This is a genomic window from Bradyrhizobium sp. USDA 3240, assembly GCF_054063295.1.
Genome location: NZ_JBSSGD010000002.1, coordinates 5,905,342 through 5,919,481, shown reverse-complemented (window position 1 = coordinate 5,919,481; position 14,140 = coordinate 5,905,342). Strand labels below are relative to the sequence as shown.

Here is a 14,140-nt window from a genome sequence, read left to right as displayed (position 1 = left end):
GACTCCATGCGGACGGGCGCGCTCACGCGCATGGCGCGTGCTTGAACAGATACGCGTTGGCCCGCTGCAGCATCTGCGCCAACCGTTCCGCACGCGGCCCCAACGGGGCGATGGCCTCCCCGGCGTCGCGCAACAAATCCAGCGCGAAGTGTCGAGCTGCCTGCAGCCCCATGATCGACGCGCAGGTCGGCTTCTGCGCCGCCGCGTCCTTGCCGGGGGTCTTGCCCAGCGTCGCGGTATCTGCTGTCGCGTCGAGAATGTCGTCGACCACCTGCAACGCCAGGCCGAAACAGGCGGTGTAGCGATCGAGCGCACAGTACAGCGCAGCGTGCGCGGCATCCTCCGCGATGGCGCATAGCGCGCCCATGCGAACGGACGCGCGCACTAGCGCTCCGCTCTTCATCCGGTGCATCGCCACGATCCTGTCCAGCTCGACGTGCTTTCCGACCAGCGACAGATCCATGGCCTGGCCGCCTGCGGCACCCTCGGCGGACACCGCCTGCGCCAGTTCGCGTACGAGCGCGATACGGTTGTCGCCCGGCGCATCCAGGCTCGCCAGGGTCAGGAAGGCGTGCGCCTGCAGCGCATCGCCGACCAGGATCGCAGTGGCTTCGCCGAACTTGACGTGCACGGTCGGAAGGTCGCGGCGAAGCACGTCGTCGTCCATCGCGGGCAGGTCGTCGTGGACCAGGGTACAGGCGTGCATCATTTCGATGGCGGCGCCGACGTCGTCGAGCATGTGCACCGGCGTATCGGCCAGTGCGCCGGCAGCCAGACAGAGCAAGGCCCGGGTGCGCTTCCCGCCATGCAAGGTGGCGTAGCGCATCGCCGCCATCAGCTCGGTCTCACCGTCGTGTTCGGCGCAGAGAAGACGCGCCATCGCCTGTTCGACCCGCTTTGCGCCGTCCTGCATCCAGATCTCCGGCAGCAGCCTGCCGGGTGCATGCGCGCCCAATCCGCCGAGCGCGGAAACGCCAGTTCGGTCGTCGTGTAGCGTGGAACCAGTCTGCATGTTGTTCATCTCCTTGGTACCTGAAACGGCCACGGCGAGCCCCGAGCCGCCGCGGTGTTGCCGGCGTCGCACCGAGTGCAGCAATGCCGCGCGTCGCCGGCGCCGCTGCCTCGCCACACGGGGCATGCGATCCCAGCTCATGAGAATCCGATGCGGATTGTCATGGACGGATGTGCGGTCGGGTAATAGCGCCGGCCTTTTTCGACGCCGCTCAGCAACCGCGGCCGCACCCCGGCCTTGTGCATGGTCAGCGCCAAGGCGATGCAGCACTGCACCAGTTCCAGCCATACCAAGTGATAGCCGATGCAGACGTGTGGGCCGGTACCGAACTGCAGCATGTCCACCGGACGGATCGGCTCCGTGCGTTGCAGCCACCGCGCCAGGCGGAACTGATCAGGCGCCTCGTGCAGCAGCGCCGATGTCGAGAAATGCAGCAGCGGGATGCACAGATGGGTGCCCGCGGGAATGCGCCGTTGGCCGAGTTGCAATTCCTGCAGCGCGCGACGCGGCAGGAGCGTGGTCGCCGGATGCACGCGCAGCGTCTCGCGGAACAGCGCCTCGGCGACCGGACACTGCGCCAGGTCCGCGTGCCGGGTCGGCACCGCGCCCACGCGTTTCGCCTCCTCGACCAGGGCATCCCACAGCACAGGCTGCCGCGCCAACTCGATCACCATCCAGGCCATCGTCGAGGCGGTGGTGTCGTGACCGCCAAGCAGCAGCAAGCGGATATTGGCGACCAGCACGTCATCGGAGAGCGCATCGTCGCTGCGATCGAAGGCGCTCACCATGTCGTTGATCAACCCGGTGCGCGCGGTATCCGCGCGGGCGTCGCGGACGAACTGGCGCAGCTGCGCGTCGATCCAGTCGCGGGCGGCGCGGCCGCGCCGCAAGGGCAGTCCGGGCAGGTCGACCCGGGGCGCGACGATCAACTGCAGCAGTTGCCGGTACTTGCGATGCCATCCCGGCAGGTCCTGCGCGGGGATTCCCATGAGTCTGAAGATGAGCCTGAGTGACAGGTCGCTGGTTTCGCGCAGGATGGTTACGTCGCCGCGGTCGCGCCACGCCTGCACCCGCGCCCGGATGACGGGCGCGAATAGGTCGCCGATGCCGGCCTCGGTCAGCCCCTTGGGCAGGAACGCCGCTTTGATCGCATCGCGCGCCTGCCGGTGCGCGCCGCCGTCCTGGGCGACCAACGTTCCGCCAAGCAATTCGGGCGCGATCTCTTCGATCAGCGCCGAGGACACGTCCTTGTGCCGGAGCAATGCGAACGCATCCGGATCCACGCAGGTCATCTGGTGTCCGGCAGGGCCGAAATCCAGCCAGAAGCAGCTGCCCAGCGTCCGTTCCGCGCGCAGCAGCAGGCGCGGCAAGTCGCAGACGATGGCGGGAAGATGCCCGACCAAGGGGAAAGCGCCCGGCACGACCGGGATATCGTACCGCAGCCGGTGCCGACGGTCCAGCGGGTTGAGCAGCATGTCCATCAGCAGCGCGGCGCCGCTTCGGCGGCAGGTACCACCACTCTGCCGCCCACGGCCACCTTGCCTTCAAACCGCCCCATCGTGTCCTCCTGGATTGCGTTGGTCTTTCGCGGCATGCCGCTCGGCCTCCGCCGGAGAAGGCGCAGGGTCGGCGCAGGGTCGCTGGTCATCGCCAGCGTCGCTTTCGATGACCCGAATGGCGGCGACCGGGCACTGGCTGGCCGCGCGCCGCACGGCGGCGTGCAGCGCCTGCGGGACCGTCGCTACGCACACTTCGGCCACGCCGTCCGGGTCGCGCTGGCGAAAGGTGCCCGGCAGCGTCAGCACGCACTGCCCGGTGGTTCCGCACAGATCCTGGTCGACCACGACGCGCATCTCAGCCCCCCCGCGCTTGCAGCCGCACCGACAGCGCGCGGAACGTCCTAAGGAACGCGGACGGCTCCCGGGTCGGCTGCTCGGCCAATGCCAGTGTGGGGAAGCGCGCCTGGATCCGCGGCAGGCTCTCGGCCAACTGCACCCGGGCCAGTTGCGCACCGAGGCAGAAGTGGATGCCGTGGCCGAAGCTCAGCATGATCTTCCCGTCGGTCGACATGCCAGGACTGGTGCCGTAGAACCGCGCGGGATCGAAGCGGTCGGGATCGGCGAAGGCGTCCGGGTCGCGATTGCCGGCCGCGACCAGCACGCGCACGTCCGCGTTCTTCGGGATCACCGCGCCGCCCAGTTCGATGTCGCGCTGGGCGATACGCGGAATGGAGCTGAACATAACGGGCGCGTCGCAGCGCAGGACTTCTTCGACGAATGCTTTCACCCCCACGGCGTCTCCCTGCAGCCAGTGCCGCTGTTTGGGATACGCCAGCATCGCCAGGACCGCATGGTCGATGGCCGCAGCAGTGGTGGCGAAGCCGCCCAGCAGCATGCCCCACAACATGCTGATCAACTCCGCATCCGATAGCGTGTCGGCATCGGCGTCTTGTGCGCCGACCAGCATCGACACGATGTCGTGGCGGGGATCGGCGCGCTTGCGCGGTATGAGGTCGCCGAAGTAGGCCAGCACCCTGGCGCTGGCCGCGTCCGCCGCGGCGAGCTGGGGATCGCTGGCGTGCGGGCGCAGGCCTTCCAGAATGGCGCCGATGCCGGCGGCGAGCCCGAACATGTCGTCCGGGGGCATGCCGAACAGTTCAGCGGAGACCAACACGGGCAAGGCCAGCGCGAATTCCCGATGCAGGTCCACCGCCTCCCCGCGCTCCAGCGCGGGCGCCATGCCGTCCAGGCGCGCAGCGACGATGCGTGCGATGCTCGGCCGCAGGTTGTCGATCTGGCGCATGGTGAAATCGCGCGAGATCAGCCGGCGCAGACGCGTATGCGTCGGTGGATCCTTCATCGCTAGCGTGGACGCCAGCAGATTGAGCGATAGGCTGGTCGCCACACGCGGGAAATAGCGCGCCAGTTCGCCCGGCGCCGGCGCCCGAAACGCATCGCCCGTGGCCTTGAACGCCCAATAGATGTCGGCGTGGCGGCTCAACAGAAAGAGCCCCGACGCCGCGCGATGCACCGGATCGTGCTCGCGCAACCACCGCATGAACGGATACGGGTCGTGGGTGCACGCCGCCGACGCTAGTTCGGCGAAGGCGTCCCGGCATGCTGCCGTGGTTTCTTGCATGTCCATCTTGGCTACCTGTTGGCTACCTGATCTAACCGGCGCGCGAGGCGCGCCGGCAAATTGCGGAGAAGATCGCGATCCCCGGCAGCGTCCGCGCATCACCAGAACACCGGGAACTCCTCGAACCCGCCAGTGATGATCTCCTTGCGCAACTTCAGTTCTTCCGGCGCCACGGCCAGGCGCAGCGCGGGAAAGCGCTGGAAGATCGAACCGAACACCACCTTGAGTTCCAGCCTGGCCAGCGCCACGCCAATGCAGTAGTGCGGCCCGAAGGAGAACGCCATGTGCGGCTTTCCGTCGCGCCCGACGTCGAAGATTTCCGGTTCGTCGAAATGGCGCGGATCGAACGACGTCGCCGGCAGGCCGACCAACACCTTGCTCTCCGCGGGAATATGAACGCCCGCGATGGTCACGTCGGTCCTCGGATAGCGCATGATGCCGTCCCACCCCGCGCCCGGCGGGTACATGCGCAGGATTTCCTCCACCGCCTTGTCCACCAGGGATGGATCGCCGACCAGGCGTTCGCGCTGCTGCGGGTGGCGGAGCATGGCCAGCAGGCCGAATTCGATCTGCGCGACGGTGCTCTCGTGCCCGGCCACCAGCATGCCCGCCGCCAGGCCCATCGCCTCTTCCTCGGTCGCCTTGCCCAGGTCGACCGCCGCAAGCAGATCCGTCAGCAGGTTGTCGCCCGGATCCTGGCGCTTGTCCCGCATCTTGCCGCGAATGTAGGCGCGCAGCTCTTCCCAGGCCAGGCGCGACGCGGTGCGCGGGCCGCTTTCATGCTGGTGCGTCATCACCTCGTCGGACAGCTCGGCGAAAAAGGCGTGATCCTCGTAGAGCACACCCATCAGCGCGCTGATGACCATAGCCGGAAGCGGAAAGGAGAGATGGCGCCGCAGGTCAGCGGGCTGGGGCTGGGCCGCCAGCGTCTCGAACAACTGCGCGGCGATCGCCTCTACCCGCTGCGCGAGCAGCTTCACCCTGTGGTCGCTGAACGCCGGCGCCACGATCGTGCGTAACCGGGCATGTTCGGCCCCCTCGTGCGAGACCAGCCACCCCGGCGAACCGAGAATCACCGAATCCGGGGTGAATGCCGCCGGCGGCATTCCCGCAGGCCGGAACGCCGTGTCGGACAACACCGCCTTGGCTTCGTCGTAGCCCGTCACCCACCAGCCTTCGTGCCCGGACGGGAAGCGCACGCGGTGGATCGGACCGTTGGCGCGTAGCGCCAACATCTCGGGCGAGGGCTCGATGTGATCGACGCGCCACATCGGTAGCGTCGGCAAGGGGTGTTCGGACATGGTGGCACTTCACTCTCTAAGCGATGGAAGGGCGGAAGGTGACCGGCAGGCGCTGCGGGCAGCGAATGACGTAAGATGGCACGTCGACGACCTCCTCCGCGGCGACGGTCAGCGGCAGATCCCCCAGCCGCACGAACAACCCGGGGAAGGCGCATCGCAATTCCAGGTGCACCAGCGCAGCACCCAGGCAGAAATGCCCCCCCCGGGCCGACAGGCGCGGGTTGTCCCGCCGGGTGACATCGAACCTGTCCGCATCGCCAAAGATCGACTGACCGCAGGGATTGGTGAAGGAGGCTCGACCGCACCCGCCACCGACGTGTCCGCCAACATAGCCTCCGGCCCAGTTCGACACCGCCGACGGCAAGCTTGACTCCTGGCTCAAGGTCTGCCGCTTCTCGCGACGAGCGCAATTGTTGTGGCTCCCAAAAAGAAGAACTCTAGATCGCATCCAACATTCCCCTTTCCTGCATTTTCTCGGTCCGCAATCGAACGCCAAGTCATTGCCACAGCAAACCGTCGGAACGAACCAGACGCGAACAGCGACGCGCGCCGTGTCCGCCCCGAAGACCATCGCACTGCAATTGGTGATGATGCCGCGAACAGAGCAAATCGCGTGCCGAACTGAATTCGCAGGCTCAACAGGCACTTCGTAGCGGCGCGTAGTGTCAGGTTGTCGGCATTGAGTCTCAATGCCGACAACCGGCGCGGCAAGTGCCCGACAAAGGCCTGCTCTCGCGCTGAATGTGCGGGGCAGCCCTTGCGCGATATTTAAGCATTCGAATTGGCTGCAGCAGGTGTGGTTCGCCGGAAGCCACTCCGATGTCGGCGGTAGCTATCCGGAAAACGAAGCCCGCCTCTCCCTCGCTGGGTTGAATGGCGCATGCGGCCGAGACCTTCCCGACGGCAAGACGCCCGACGGCTCCGGCATCAAGGTAGACGATAGAGTCCTGAAGCTGAATCCGGATCCGCTTGGTCCGTAGCACGACGAGCGCGAACCCGGGTCACTTGCGGGGGCAAGTCAAGTGGACCGAAGGGTTACGTCAAGTGCAGAGCTAGGCAGTCCTTCATCCGGCGGTGCTTGAGCGCTTCGCCGCGCTAAGGCTGGCTTCGAGATTAAGTCTCAGCCGCGACTAAGCTCTGTCGTCGCTTCGAAGCGCCTCACCATCAGCAGCGTTGCTTGCTAAGCGAGTTCGCCGACCTGACCGGTGGATTGGCGTTGCTCTGCTTCTATAGCCGGCGATCTGCTGCCCGTAGTGGCGGGTGCTCGAGGCATCCGGAGCCACGTCGCTCTTCCAATCGACGACCGCGTCGATGCCGCCGGCGTCAGGAGGAGCCAAGCAAAGGATTCTAGCGCTCGCCCAGCCCCCTCGGTGCAAGACAATTGGTCCCTATACGCGCAATAAGGGGAACCGCGCTGTGACAGTCTCTCTTGACGGCGAAATTCGAGACGGACGGCGGTACATGCAGGTGCGAGTCTACTTTAAGATATCGACGCCCTGCCAGATTGTTTATCACACGAATTTTCTCCGTTTCATAGAGCGCGGCAGAACGAATTACTTGCGCCCGCTCGGCACCAATCAGCAAGGGCGGCTCGAGGAAACGCGGAACGATGCGCCGGGCTTCGCCTTCGTTGTCCGTTCGACGACAATCGATTCTCTAAAACCGGCGTTCTTGGACGGCCTTCATGACATTGTCACGGTCCCGCAAGAGGTGAGAGGCACTTCGGTTGGCTTGCCGCAGGAGTGCAGGCGCGGGGACGATCTCTTGGTCTCGGCGCGGGGACGGGTCTCGTTTATCTCAGGCGGAAAAGCGCAGCGCATCCCAAGGTCTGAGGCTTGCTATGGAAGAGCACAGATAAATCTGCCTTTCGATCACGCCTTAATCGCCCCGATGAAATCAATGCATTGGCCTTCTGCTGCGACATCGTCAAGTCAGAGTTCGCCGGAGCGACACGTTGCTCAAGGTTCACAATCCAACTGGGTGACTGTTCTCGTCGTGGCGCTCTTATACGCGACGATCATTGCCATTGCGGCCTCATTCACCGCTGCCAAGCTCTTGGAAGGAAATTCCTCCATCTGCCGCAGAGCTGGCTCCCGACGCCGCGCTGGCCGACGCATCCGCGCCTTCACAGAAGGCGTCAATCACCACCGGCCTGCAGTCCCAACTCACTGCATCCTTTGCGTCGTGATTGTCGACAAATGTTGCCCGTTGGGATTCCTGTAACGATCGGCGAGGCTTTGTAACAATGAAGCCATCTGGTTCGGATCTGATCGAACAGTAAATTCTCCAAAGTTAGGGTCGAAAAGCGTGGTCGTTCCATTGGAGGCCGACGTCGCCACTGTGTGTGCGCCGCCTTCGGCGAAATACAAGCTGAGCAAATGGTTCGATCGGTCTTTGTTGATTTCGTTCACCATGCGCTCGACGTTCGAAGACTTGCCGAATGCGAATCTCTTCTCCTCTCCAGCCGGTTCCAAGCCAGCTTCCTCCAAAATGGCATTCTGTGCCCGAAGGTCGGCGTGAGAAGAGTCTGCTCCCCTGCTTCGCAACTGATCCTTGAGATTTTGATATTGCTGCTGCCGTTCAGCCGCTGAGGCGTGCGTTTGCGACCCAGGTGTGAGCGCACGCATTCGGGTTGGTGGGCTGTTGTTAAGATTGCGGAACCACTCCGCAGTCAGCCCAACGCAGATGCCGTCCACATTCGCATCACGCAGATCGGCCGTTCTGTAATCAAACAAGGAGGTGGCCGGACTCTCTGGAGCGGATGTACTGGGGTCGGAGGCACTGGAAGTTCGAACGTCGTTTTCATCCGAGGTATGTGGCTTGCTGCAGCAGGCCCCCCTCTTGTCGGGCAACTCCCCCGGTTGTGAGTTCCACTGAGGCGAGAGATGTGCTAGTGTTTCCGTAAAGCTGCCGCTATCCACCGACTGACTCAGTTCGTCAGCTTGGCTAGTGCGTGTCGATGAGCTACTGATTCGATCGTACATGACGATTCACCTTTCTGTGCTGCGCTAGTTTCCACGGATCGATTCGGGATGCTTAGGCCCTGCTGCGAGGATACCCAGCCAAGCTGACGGGCAGCTGTTGTCCAGCTTAGAATCGTTCCTTTGGCGAAGTTCTGACAATGTCTGATACGGTGCGGCGTAGCGCTGTGTTAGATCCTCCCGCGCATATCCGGTAGGTGGCCTTGAGCAGCGCTATCGTGGGGACGGACAATTCCTCCGCAACGCTGTTTGCCAGGATAGTAGCGGTGAGGCTGGCGCCGAATTCCTGAGTGCGCTCACCGGAATCATTCGCGGCGGTGAGCGGGCAATACCGCCAACGCTTCAACTACCGACCTTTAACCGATCGGGTTCGGCTGTCCGTCAGTGAGGGCCTCACAGTGAGCTGCGAAGCGGGCGACCATCGGTATTCCCTGTTTCGTGACGGCCTGGCGCTGCTCGGCAATCTGTTCCGCGATCGCCTCCGCGAGGTTGTTATCTGGTCGCCAAACGACGTGCTATCTTTGCGCTGGGCGGCGTCATTCCAGGACGACATTGAAGGAAGGAACGGTCGTCGGAAAGCAAGAAGGTGGGGCAAGTGGGATTGCCGCAGCCGCAGGGCCTGATTTCTCCGGAGGACAGCAGCGCAATCGGCGGCGAAGCTGATCCAATTCACGGCCGTCAGCTCCAGAGCGCTGCGGATGCTCGCATCGCGGATGTGGCGTAACGAGGGAAGTCGGTGGATTTCGACACCTTCTCGCGTTGCGAGATATGCCTGTGCTGAGCACTCTGATAGTGTCGTCGATGGCCTGTTGGAACGCGTGGAGATTGCTCTCCTGCTGAAATGGCGTCCGAAGCGCTGGGCCATCGAATGCCCGGGCGAACATTGCAACGGCCTGCCCCTCATCAACGTCCTGAAACGTATCGACGAAATTGCGCAGGTCGACTTCACTGTCGGGGAACGGAACTCTGTCGACGAGGCGCCGCAGCAGAAATTCGGCCCGAAGCCGGAGATGCTCCTCGAACCCGCGCCGGACCAGATCACCACGGTAGGGACGCCCCGTTTCACGGCGGCCGATCGAACCTGGTCGCGACGTTGGGCCGAGACACTGCCGCGGCATACGAACTTGAAGGCGTCAGGTTTGCCGATCACCGCGTTCCCCGCCGCGGCCAGATCCCTTCTCCGTCTTCGCTTGCCACGATTGACGCATTGAATGACGGTGCGCTCGTCCAGCTCGTCGTCGATCGGACGTGTGCCGATGACGAGACGCCCGTCTTCCAAGAGGAGCGATCACAACAAAATTATTGCTGCGACGACGCTCGACCCTGCCTCGCCACCACGTCGGTACCCGAGGCAAGCCATGGATTTTCAAATCCGCGCCTCGTCAATCTGGTCCGACTGCTGGCGCGACAGGCCGCACGGGACTTCGTTCGAGCCGAAACAGATAGGGGGATACGAGACTGCCTTGCGATGTAAGGAGTCGCCTCCTGAAGGTCGCGCCTGCGCCCGCTACTCATCAGACAATCAGCGAGACGCTTCAATCGAGGATCAGTTGCGGCTCTGCACGCCGAGAAACAAGGCTGGACAGTCGTCGACAGCTATACCGATCGCGCAATCTCCGGTGCGTTGTCAATCGGCGTTCGACTGGGACCCCCTATCGGCATCCAAAAGGGACCCCTTTGATCGGCGTGCTCTGCTGGTAGCGCTCGGGTCGTCGGAGCTGGTCGGGGTTGCGGAGACGGCGCGAGCGCGGGTTGTTTGAACATCGTCGCGGCTTTTGAATCGCCAGCTGTCGTTGCCGGTCTCGACGATGTCGCAGTGATGGGTCAATCGGTCGAGTAGCGCGGTGGTCATTTTGGCATCACCGAACACACTGGGCCATTCGCCGAACGCAAGATTGGTGGTGACAATGATGGAGGTGCGCTCGTAGAGCCGGCTGATGAGATGGAACAGGAGCTGACCGCCGGATTGCGCGAACGGCAGATAGCCCAGCTCGTCGAGAACGATGAAGTCCATGCGGGTCAGATGCTCGGCGAGCCGTCCCTGCCGACCGTTGCGGGTCTCGGTCTCGAGCCGGTTGACGAGGTCGACGACGTTGTAGAAGCGTCCTCTGGCGCCATCGCGGATGCAACTTCTGGCGATGGCAATCGCCAGGTGGGTTTTGCCTGTACCGGTGCCGCCAACCAGCACGACGTTGCGTTGTTGGGCGATGAAGCCGCCGCCAGCGAGATCATTGACGAGAGTCTGATTGATCGGCGTGCCGTCGAACTGGAAGTCGGCGATGTCCTTGGCGAGCGGCAGCTTTGCAATGGTGAGCTGGTATTTGATCGACCTGGCTTGCTTCTCGTTGATCTCGGCGTTGAGCAGGTCGCCGACAATGCGTTGAGGCTCGTGCTGGCGCTTGACGGCAGTTGCCATGATCTCGTCGAAGGCAGCCTTCATGCCGTAGAGCTTAAGTTCGCCCATGAGGTCGAAGATTTGGGTTCGTTCCATCAGATGGTCCTCCGGAGGTTGTCGTAGCGGGCACAATCGGCGATCGGTGCATGACGGAGCGTCAGTGCGGCCGGCGTCATGATGTTGGCCGGTGGGGCGGGTTCACGTTGACGGGCCAGGATATTGAGAACGACATCGGCGGAATGGACGCTGTGACTGAGCGCTTCGGCACAAGCCGCTTCCACCGCGGACAGACCGTCAGTCAGCACCGCGGTGAGGATGTCGACCATCTGCCGATTGCCATCGTCGGTGCTGGCCAGCTTGCGCCGGATCCGCTCGATCGCGGCCGGCAGCACCCAGTCTTTGAAGGGAGCACCGTTGCGCAAGGCGCCGGGTTTGCGGGCGAGCACCGGCACATAATGCCAGGGGTCGTAGACGGTATCGCCGCGGCCAAAGGATCGCGGGTGCTCGGCAACGATACGTCCATCCTGACGGATCACGATGCGATCGGCATAGGCTTGAACCTCGACCGGTCGTCCGACTGCACTGGCTGCGACCGAGTACTTGTTGTTGTCGAAGCGCACCAGGCAGGTCTTCGAGACCGATGCTGTCACCGCATGGAAGCCGTCGAAGCGGCCGGCATAGGGAACGAGTTTGGGGCGTTCGGCTTCGAACACGTCCCAGATCGTCTGATCGACCAGCTCCGGATGGCGATGAGCCTTGGCGTAGGCGATGCACTTGTCGAGCAGCCAGGCGTTTAACTCGTCGAGGTTTTTGAACCGCAGCCGCGGCGTGAAGAAGCGCTCCCGGACCAGCCCGACCTGGTTCTCGACCTGCCCCTTCTCCCAGCCCGACGCTGGCGTACAGGCGACCGGATCGACCAGATAGTGGCTGCACATCTGCAGGAAGCGGCGATTGTAGAGACGGCCTTTACCGACAAAGATCGTCTCCACCGCGGTCTTCATGTTGTCGTAGATGCCGCGGGTGCAGGTGCCTTTGAACAGGGCGAATGCCCGGTCGTGGGCGTCGAACACCATCTCCTGCGTCTCCCGCGGATAGGCCCGCACGAACAGCATGCGACTGTGACAGAGCCGAACATGAGCAGCCTTCACCATCACCGTGGTGCCGCTCAGCAGGACCACCTCGTGGCTCCAGTCGAACTGGTAGGCTTCGCCTGGTGCAAAGCTCAGCGGCACATAAGCCGACGCTGTCGAGGTGCCGCGTTCCTTGGTCCACCGTCGGGCGTATCGACGAACCGCATCATAGCCGCCGGCATAACCCAGGCCGCGGAGTTCCTCGAATAGCCGGATCAGCGTCAGCCGTTCCCGCGCCGCCTTGCTCTCATTCCCTGCCAGCAACCGATCAAGCTCGGCACTCCAGGCACCCATCTTCGGGAGCGGCTGCGTCTCGCGCTCGTACCGGAACTCCGTCGCTTGAGAACGAATGACCTTGCGAACCACCTTCCGCGATACGCCAAGTTCTCGGCAGATCGCCTTGATCGGACGACCATCAACAAAGTAGGCGCGACGGATCTTACCAATCGTCTCCACCACCAGCATCCCAACCTCGGCTTCCATGACTCGATGGAAGCCACTGTGGACCCTTATCCCGGGGTCCCGATTGGATGCCGATCACCCCGAAACGGGGTCCTTATTCCATGCCGAAACACACTCTAGGCAAATCGGCGCCACCGGTCGGAAGTATTCGCGGCGCTTGATGTCGTTGAGACGATCCTTCATTGCCGGCGAGGTCGCGGCCGCAAGAATGCTTCTGCCGCCCAACGCCCGCGGCCCAAGCTCCGCGCACCCGGAAAGGAAGATCACCGGCTCGTTGTCGGCGAGAATGGCCGCAAGATCGCGCAAACTGCACGGCGCGGCCTCCCATTCTGGCGGAACCTCGCTGGCTTGCAGGGCAGGACCACTGTAGACTGACCACTCCAGTGGCACGAACCCATCTTGCGCCGCCAGCGCACTGCAAGCTGCACCGATTGCCGAGCCGCTGTCATTCGGAAATGGCGGCACCCAGACGTCATCGAACAGTCCCGTCGCGCGAAGCGCACTATTCCACTTGATGTTAAGACCGCAGCCGCCGGCTATACATAGATTCCGCGCTCCCGGAAGCGACGAATGCCGCAGCAACACCATTGCGATTTCCCGGATAAGGAGACGTTCCAGGAACACATGAAACGACGCAAGGACGTCCTCCGCTCGCTCGGCCATGAGGCGCAGTCTGCTCGCCTCGAAAAAGTCGTGCATAGCTGCGAGTGACGCTTCGGCATTGTTGATGTCCGCGCGATAGCGACGAGCCTGCTGCGTGTCCGCCGCGAAGCGCCTGTCGTAGAGCTCCTGAAACACCGCCACAATGCTTTCGTTGGCAGAACCAAGCGCGACGTAGGCCATCAATTTGCCGGCGATGCCCAAGTCCGAATTGGTGCGATTCGGCCAACTGTAAGGCCCGAAGTGAAGGCCGGCGACAGCATAGGCGTGGCCAATCATCGGAAACAGGCATCCAACGAGCCGCCCCCCCTGTGGTTCAACATAGTAAAGACGTGGAGAGATCCAGCCGTCCCATACCAGACAGAACGCGGGTCTACCCGAGACGGCAAAGGGGCTGGTGCTATATGCTGAGGCAACGTGGCCGGTGACGTGCGGGTAACTCTTGTAGGGAAACACCTTGCTGGCAAGGATCAAGCCAAAACCGTCGACACAATCAAGAAGGCCCTCAGCACGGCGCTCGACATATGGCGCCCCTTTCAGCGCGATCGGCACGGCCCCACTGAGGACCAGGAATTGCGACTCGCGCTCGCCATCCCCGCCGTCGATGACGAACTGATCAATATCACGCGGATCCAGGCCATGCTCCGCCAATGCAAGTACAACTGCATCGAGATTATCGATGGATTGATAGCGAGGATTATTGCCGCGCTTCTCTTGCTCGGTGCAAAAGACAAGCCGCCCATCCTCGACGACAGCAATTGCCCCGTCATGTGTCAACTTGATGCCGCAGATGCGCATACGCCCCTCGGCCCAACGACCGCAATTTGATTGTTTCGACGAGCTATTCGACTTCCGGAACAGAACGAGCAGGCAATCTTGGTCGACCGAACCAGTCTGGCAGTGCTGACGCTCGATTCGGATAAACTCTCATTCAAGAGAGCAATCGCCGTCTCAGCAGCATGGCCCCAGCGTCGACAAGCATCACGCGCGAATCCGAAGACCAGAGCGCCATTTGGCGCAAGCATGCTCACCATGACCGCCTCTCCGTTCTTTGCCGTGCG

12 protein-coding genes and 1 pseudogene are annotated in these 14,140 nt (G+C 63.1%); 2 read left to right on the top strand and 11 right to left on the bottom strand.

Translation table 11 applies throughout. The features are described from left to right. Positions 1-22: 22 nt before the first annotated feature. The 6 genes from ACVIGA_RS28570 to ACVIGA_RS28545 all read right to left on the bottom strand — a co-directional run bounded on the left by ACVIGA_RS28570 (position 23) and on the right by ACVIGA_RS28545 (position 5,815). Positions 23-1,012 (bottom strand): polyprenyl synthetase family protein, encoded by a 990-nt coding sequence (locus tag ACVIGA_RS28570; RefSeq protein ID WP_166104103.1) that lies wholly within the window; start codon positions 1,010-1,012, stop codon positions 23-25. Between the two features lie 137 nt (positions 1,013-1,149). Next, positions 1,150-2,493: a cytochrome P450 gene (locus ACVIGA_RS28565; protein WP_166104107.1), complete on the bottom strand. Its 1,344-nt coding sequence runs from the start codon at positions 2,491-2,493 to the stop codon at positions 1,150-1,152. Positions 2,494-2,556: 63 nt separating this feature from the next. Then, a complete protein-coding gene (locus ACVIGA_RS28560; RefSeq protein WP_173640810.1) occupies positions 2,557-2,865 on the bottom strand; it encodes a ferredoxin in 309 nt (102 codons plus the stop codon). Position 2,866: 1 nt separating this feature from the next. Beyond that, on the bottom strand, positions 2,867-4,156 hold the full coding sequence (locus tag ACVIGA_RS28555) for a cytochrome P450 (protein ID WP_173640809.1): 1,290 nt from the start codon (positions 4,154-4,156) through the stop codon (positions 2,867-2,869). A gap of 92 nt (positions 4,157-4,248) precedes the next feature. After that, positions 4,249-5,451, bottom strand: coding sequence for a cytochrome P450 (locus ACVIGA_RS28550; RefSeq protein ID WP_173640808.1), 1,203 nt, complete (start codon positions 5,449-5,451; stop codon positions 4,249-4,251). A 16-nt stretch (positions 5,452-5,467) separates the two neighbouring features. Continuing rightward, positions 5,468-5,815 (bottom strand): cytochrome P450, encoded by a 348-nt coding sequence (locus ACVIGA_RS28545; RefSeq protein WP_456668706.1) that lies wholly within the window; start codon positions 5,813-5,815, stop codon positions 5,468-5,470. A gap of 325 nt (positions 5,816-6,140) precedes the next feature. Here ACVIGA_RS28545 and ACVIGA_RS28540 point away from each other — a divergent pair, with 325 nt between their 5' ends. Continuing rightward, positions 6,141-6,431 (top strand): phospholipase effector Tle1 domain-containing protein, encoded by a 291-nt coding sequence (locus ACVIGA_RS28540; RefSeq protein ID WP_231168575.1) that lies wholly within the window; start codon positions 6,141-6,143, stop codon positions 6,429-6,431. A 1,185-nt stretch (positions 6,432-7,616) separates the two neighbouring features. Here the strand turns inward: ACVIGA_RS28540 and ACVIGA_RS28535 are convergent. Next, the gene (locus ACVIGA_RS28535; RefSeq protein WP_166104119.1) at positions 7,617-8,435 is read right to left on the bottom strand and encodes a YopT-type cysteine protease domain-containing protein; all 819 of its coding nucleotides are present in this window, start codon (positions 8,433-8,435) and stop codon (positions 7,617-7,619) included. 806 nt (positions 8,436-9,241) lie between these two features. On the opposite strand from ACVIGA_RS28535, the gene ACVIGA_RS28530 reads away from it, so the two are divergent. Further along, positions 9,242-9,643, top strand: coding sequence for a hypothetical protein (locus tag ACVIGA_RS28530; RefSeq protein ID WP_173640807.1), 402 nt, complete (start codon positions 9,242-9,244; stop codon positions 9,641-9,643). A 416-nt stretch (positions 9,644-10,059) separates the two neighbouring features. On the opposite strand, the gene istB is transcribed toward ACVIGA_RS28530, so the two are convergent. From istB to ACVIGA_RS28510, 4 genes and pseudogenes are all read right to left on the bottom strand, one after another. Next, a complete protein-coding gene (gene istB, locus ACVIGA_RS28525) occupies positions 10,060-10,923 on the bottom strand; it encodes an IS21-like element helper ATPase IstB (protein WP_166107168.1) in 864 nt (287 codons plus the stop codon). Continuing rightward, a complete protein-coding gene (gene istA / locus ACVIGA_RS28520) occupies positions 10,923-12,422 on the bottom strand; it encodes an IS21 family transposase (protein ID WP_166309211.1) in 1,500 nt (499 codons plus the stop codon). The genes istB and istA overlap by 1 nt, the downstream gene beginning before the upstream one ends. 111 nt (positions 12,423-12,533) lie before the next feature. Next, positions 12,534-13,877, bottom strand: a pseudogene (locus tag ACVIGA_RS28515) (carbamoyltransferase N-terminal domain-containing protein); the annotation flags it as partial. Next, on the bottom strand, positions 13,853-14,104 hold the full coding sequence (locus ACVIGA_RS28510) for an SAM-dependent methyltransferase (protein WP_321576691.1): 252 nt from the start codon (positions 14,102-14,104) through the stop codon (positions 13,853-13,855). The gene ACVIGA_RS28510 and the pseudogene ACVIGA_RS28515, both read right to left, overlap by 25 nt. Positions 14,105-14,140: the final 36 nt, after the last annotated feature.

What these genes read in the sequence shown, in the direction of transcription:
- ACVIGA_RS28560 (WP_173640810.1), bottom strand. Translation starts at nt 2,865, where the DNA reads ATGCGCGTCGTGGTCGACCAGGATCTGTGCGGAACCACCGGGCAGTGC.
- ACVIGA_RS28570 (WP_166104103.1), bottom strand. Translation starts at nt 1,012, where the DNA reads ATGCAGACTGGTTCCACGCTACACGACGACCGAACTGGCGTTTCCGCG.
- istA (WP_166309211.1), bottom strand. Translation starts at nt 12,422, where the DNA reads ATGCTGGTGGTGGAGACGATTGGTAAGATCCGTCGCGCCTACTTTGTT.
- istB (WP_166107168.1), bottom strand. Translation starts at nt 10,923, where the DNA reads ATGGAACGAACCCAAATCTTCGACCTCATGGGCGAACTTAAGCTCTAC.
- ACVIGA_RS28565 (WP_166104107.1), bottom strand. Translation starts at nt 2,493, where the DNA reads ATGGACATGCTGCTCAACCCGCTGGACCGTCGGCACCGGCTGCGGTAC.
- ACVIGA_RS28535 (WP_166104119.1), bottom strand. Translation starts at nt 8,435, where the DNA reads ATGTACGATCGAATCAGTAGCTCATCGACACGCACTAGCCAAGCTGAC.
- ACVIGA_RS28550 (WP_173640808.1), bottom strand. Translation starts at nt 5,451, where the DNA reads ATGTCCGAACACCCCTTGCCGACGCTACCGATGTGGCGCGTCGATCAC.
- ACVIGA_RS28555 (WP_173640809.1), bottom strand. Translation starts at nt 4,156, where the DNA reads ATGGACATGCAAGAAACCACGGCAGCATGCCGGGACGCCTTCGCCGAA.
- ACVIGA_RS28540 (WP_231168575.1), top strand. Translation starts at nt 6,141, where the DNA reads ATGCCGACAACCGGCGCGGCAAGTGCCCGACAAAGGCCTGCTCTCGCG.
- ACVIGA_RS28510 (WP_321576691.1), bottom strand. Translation starts at nt 14,104, where the DNA reads ATGCTTGCGCCAAATGGCGCTCTGGTCTTCGGATTCGCGCGTGATGCT.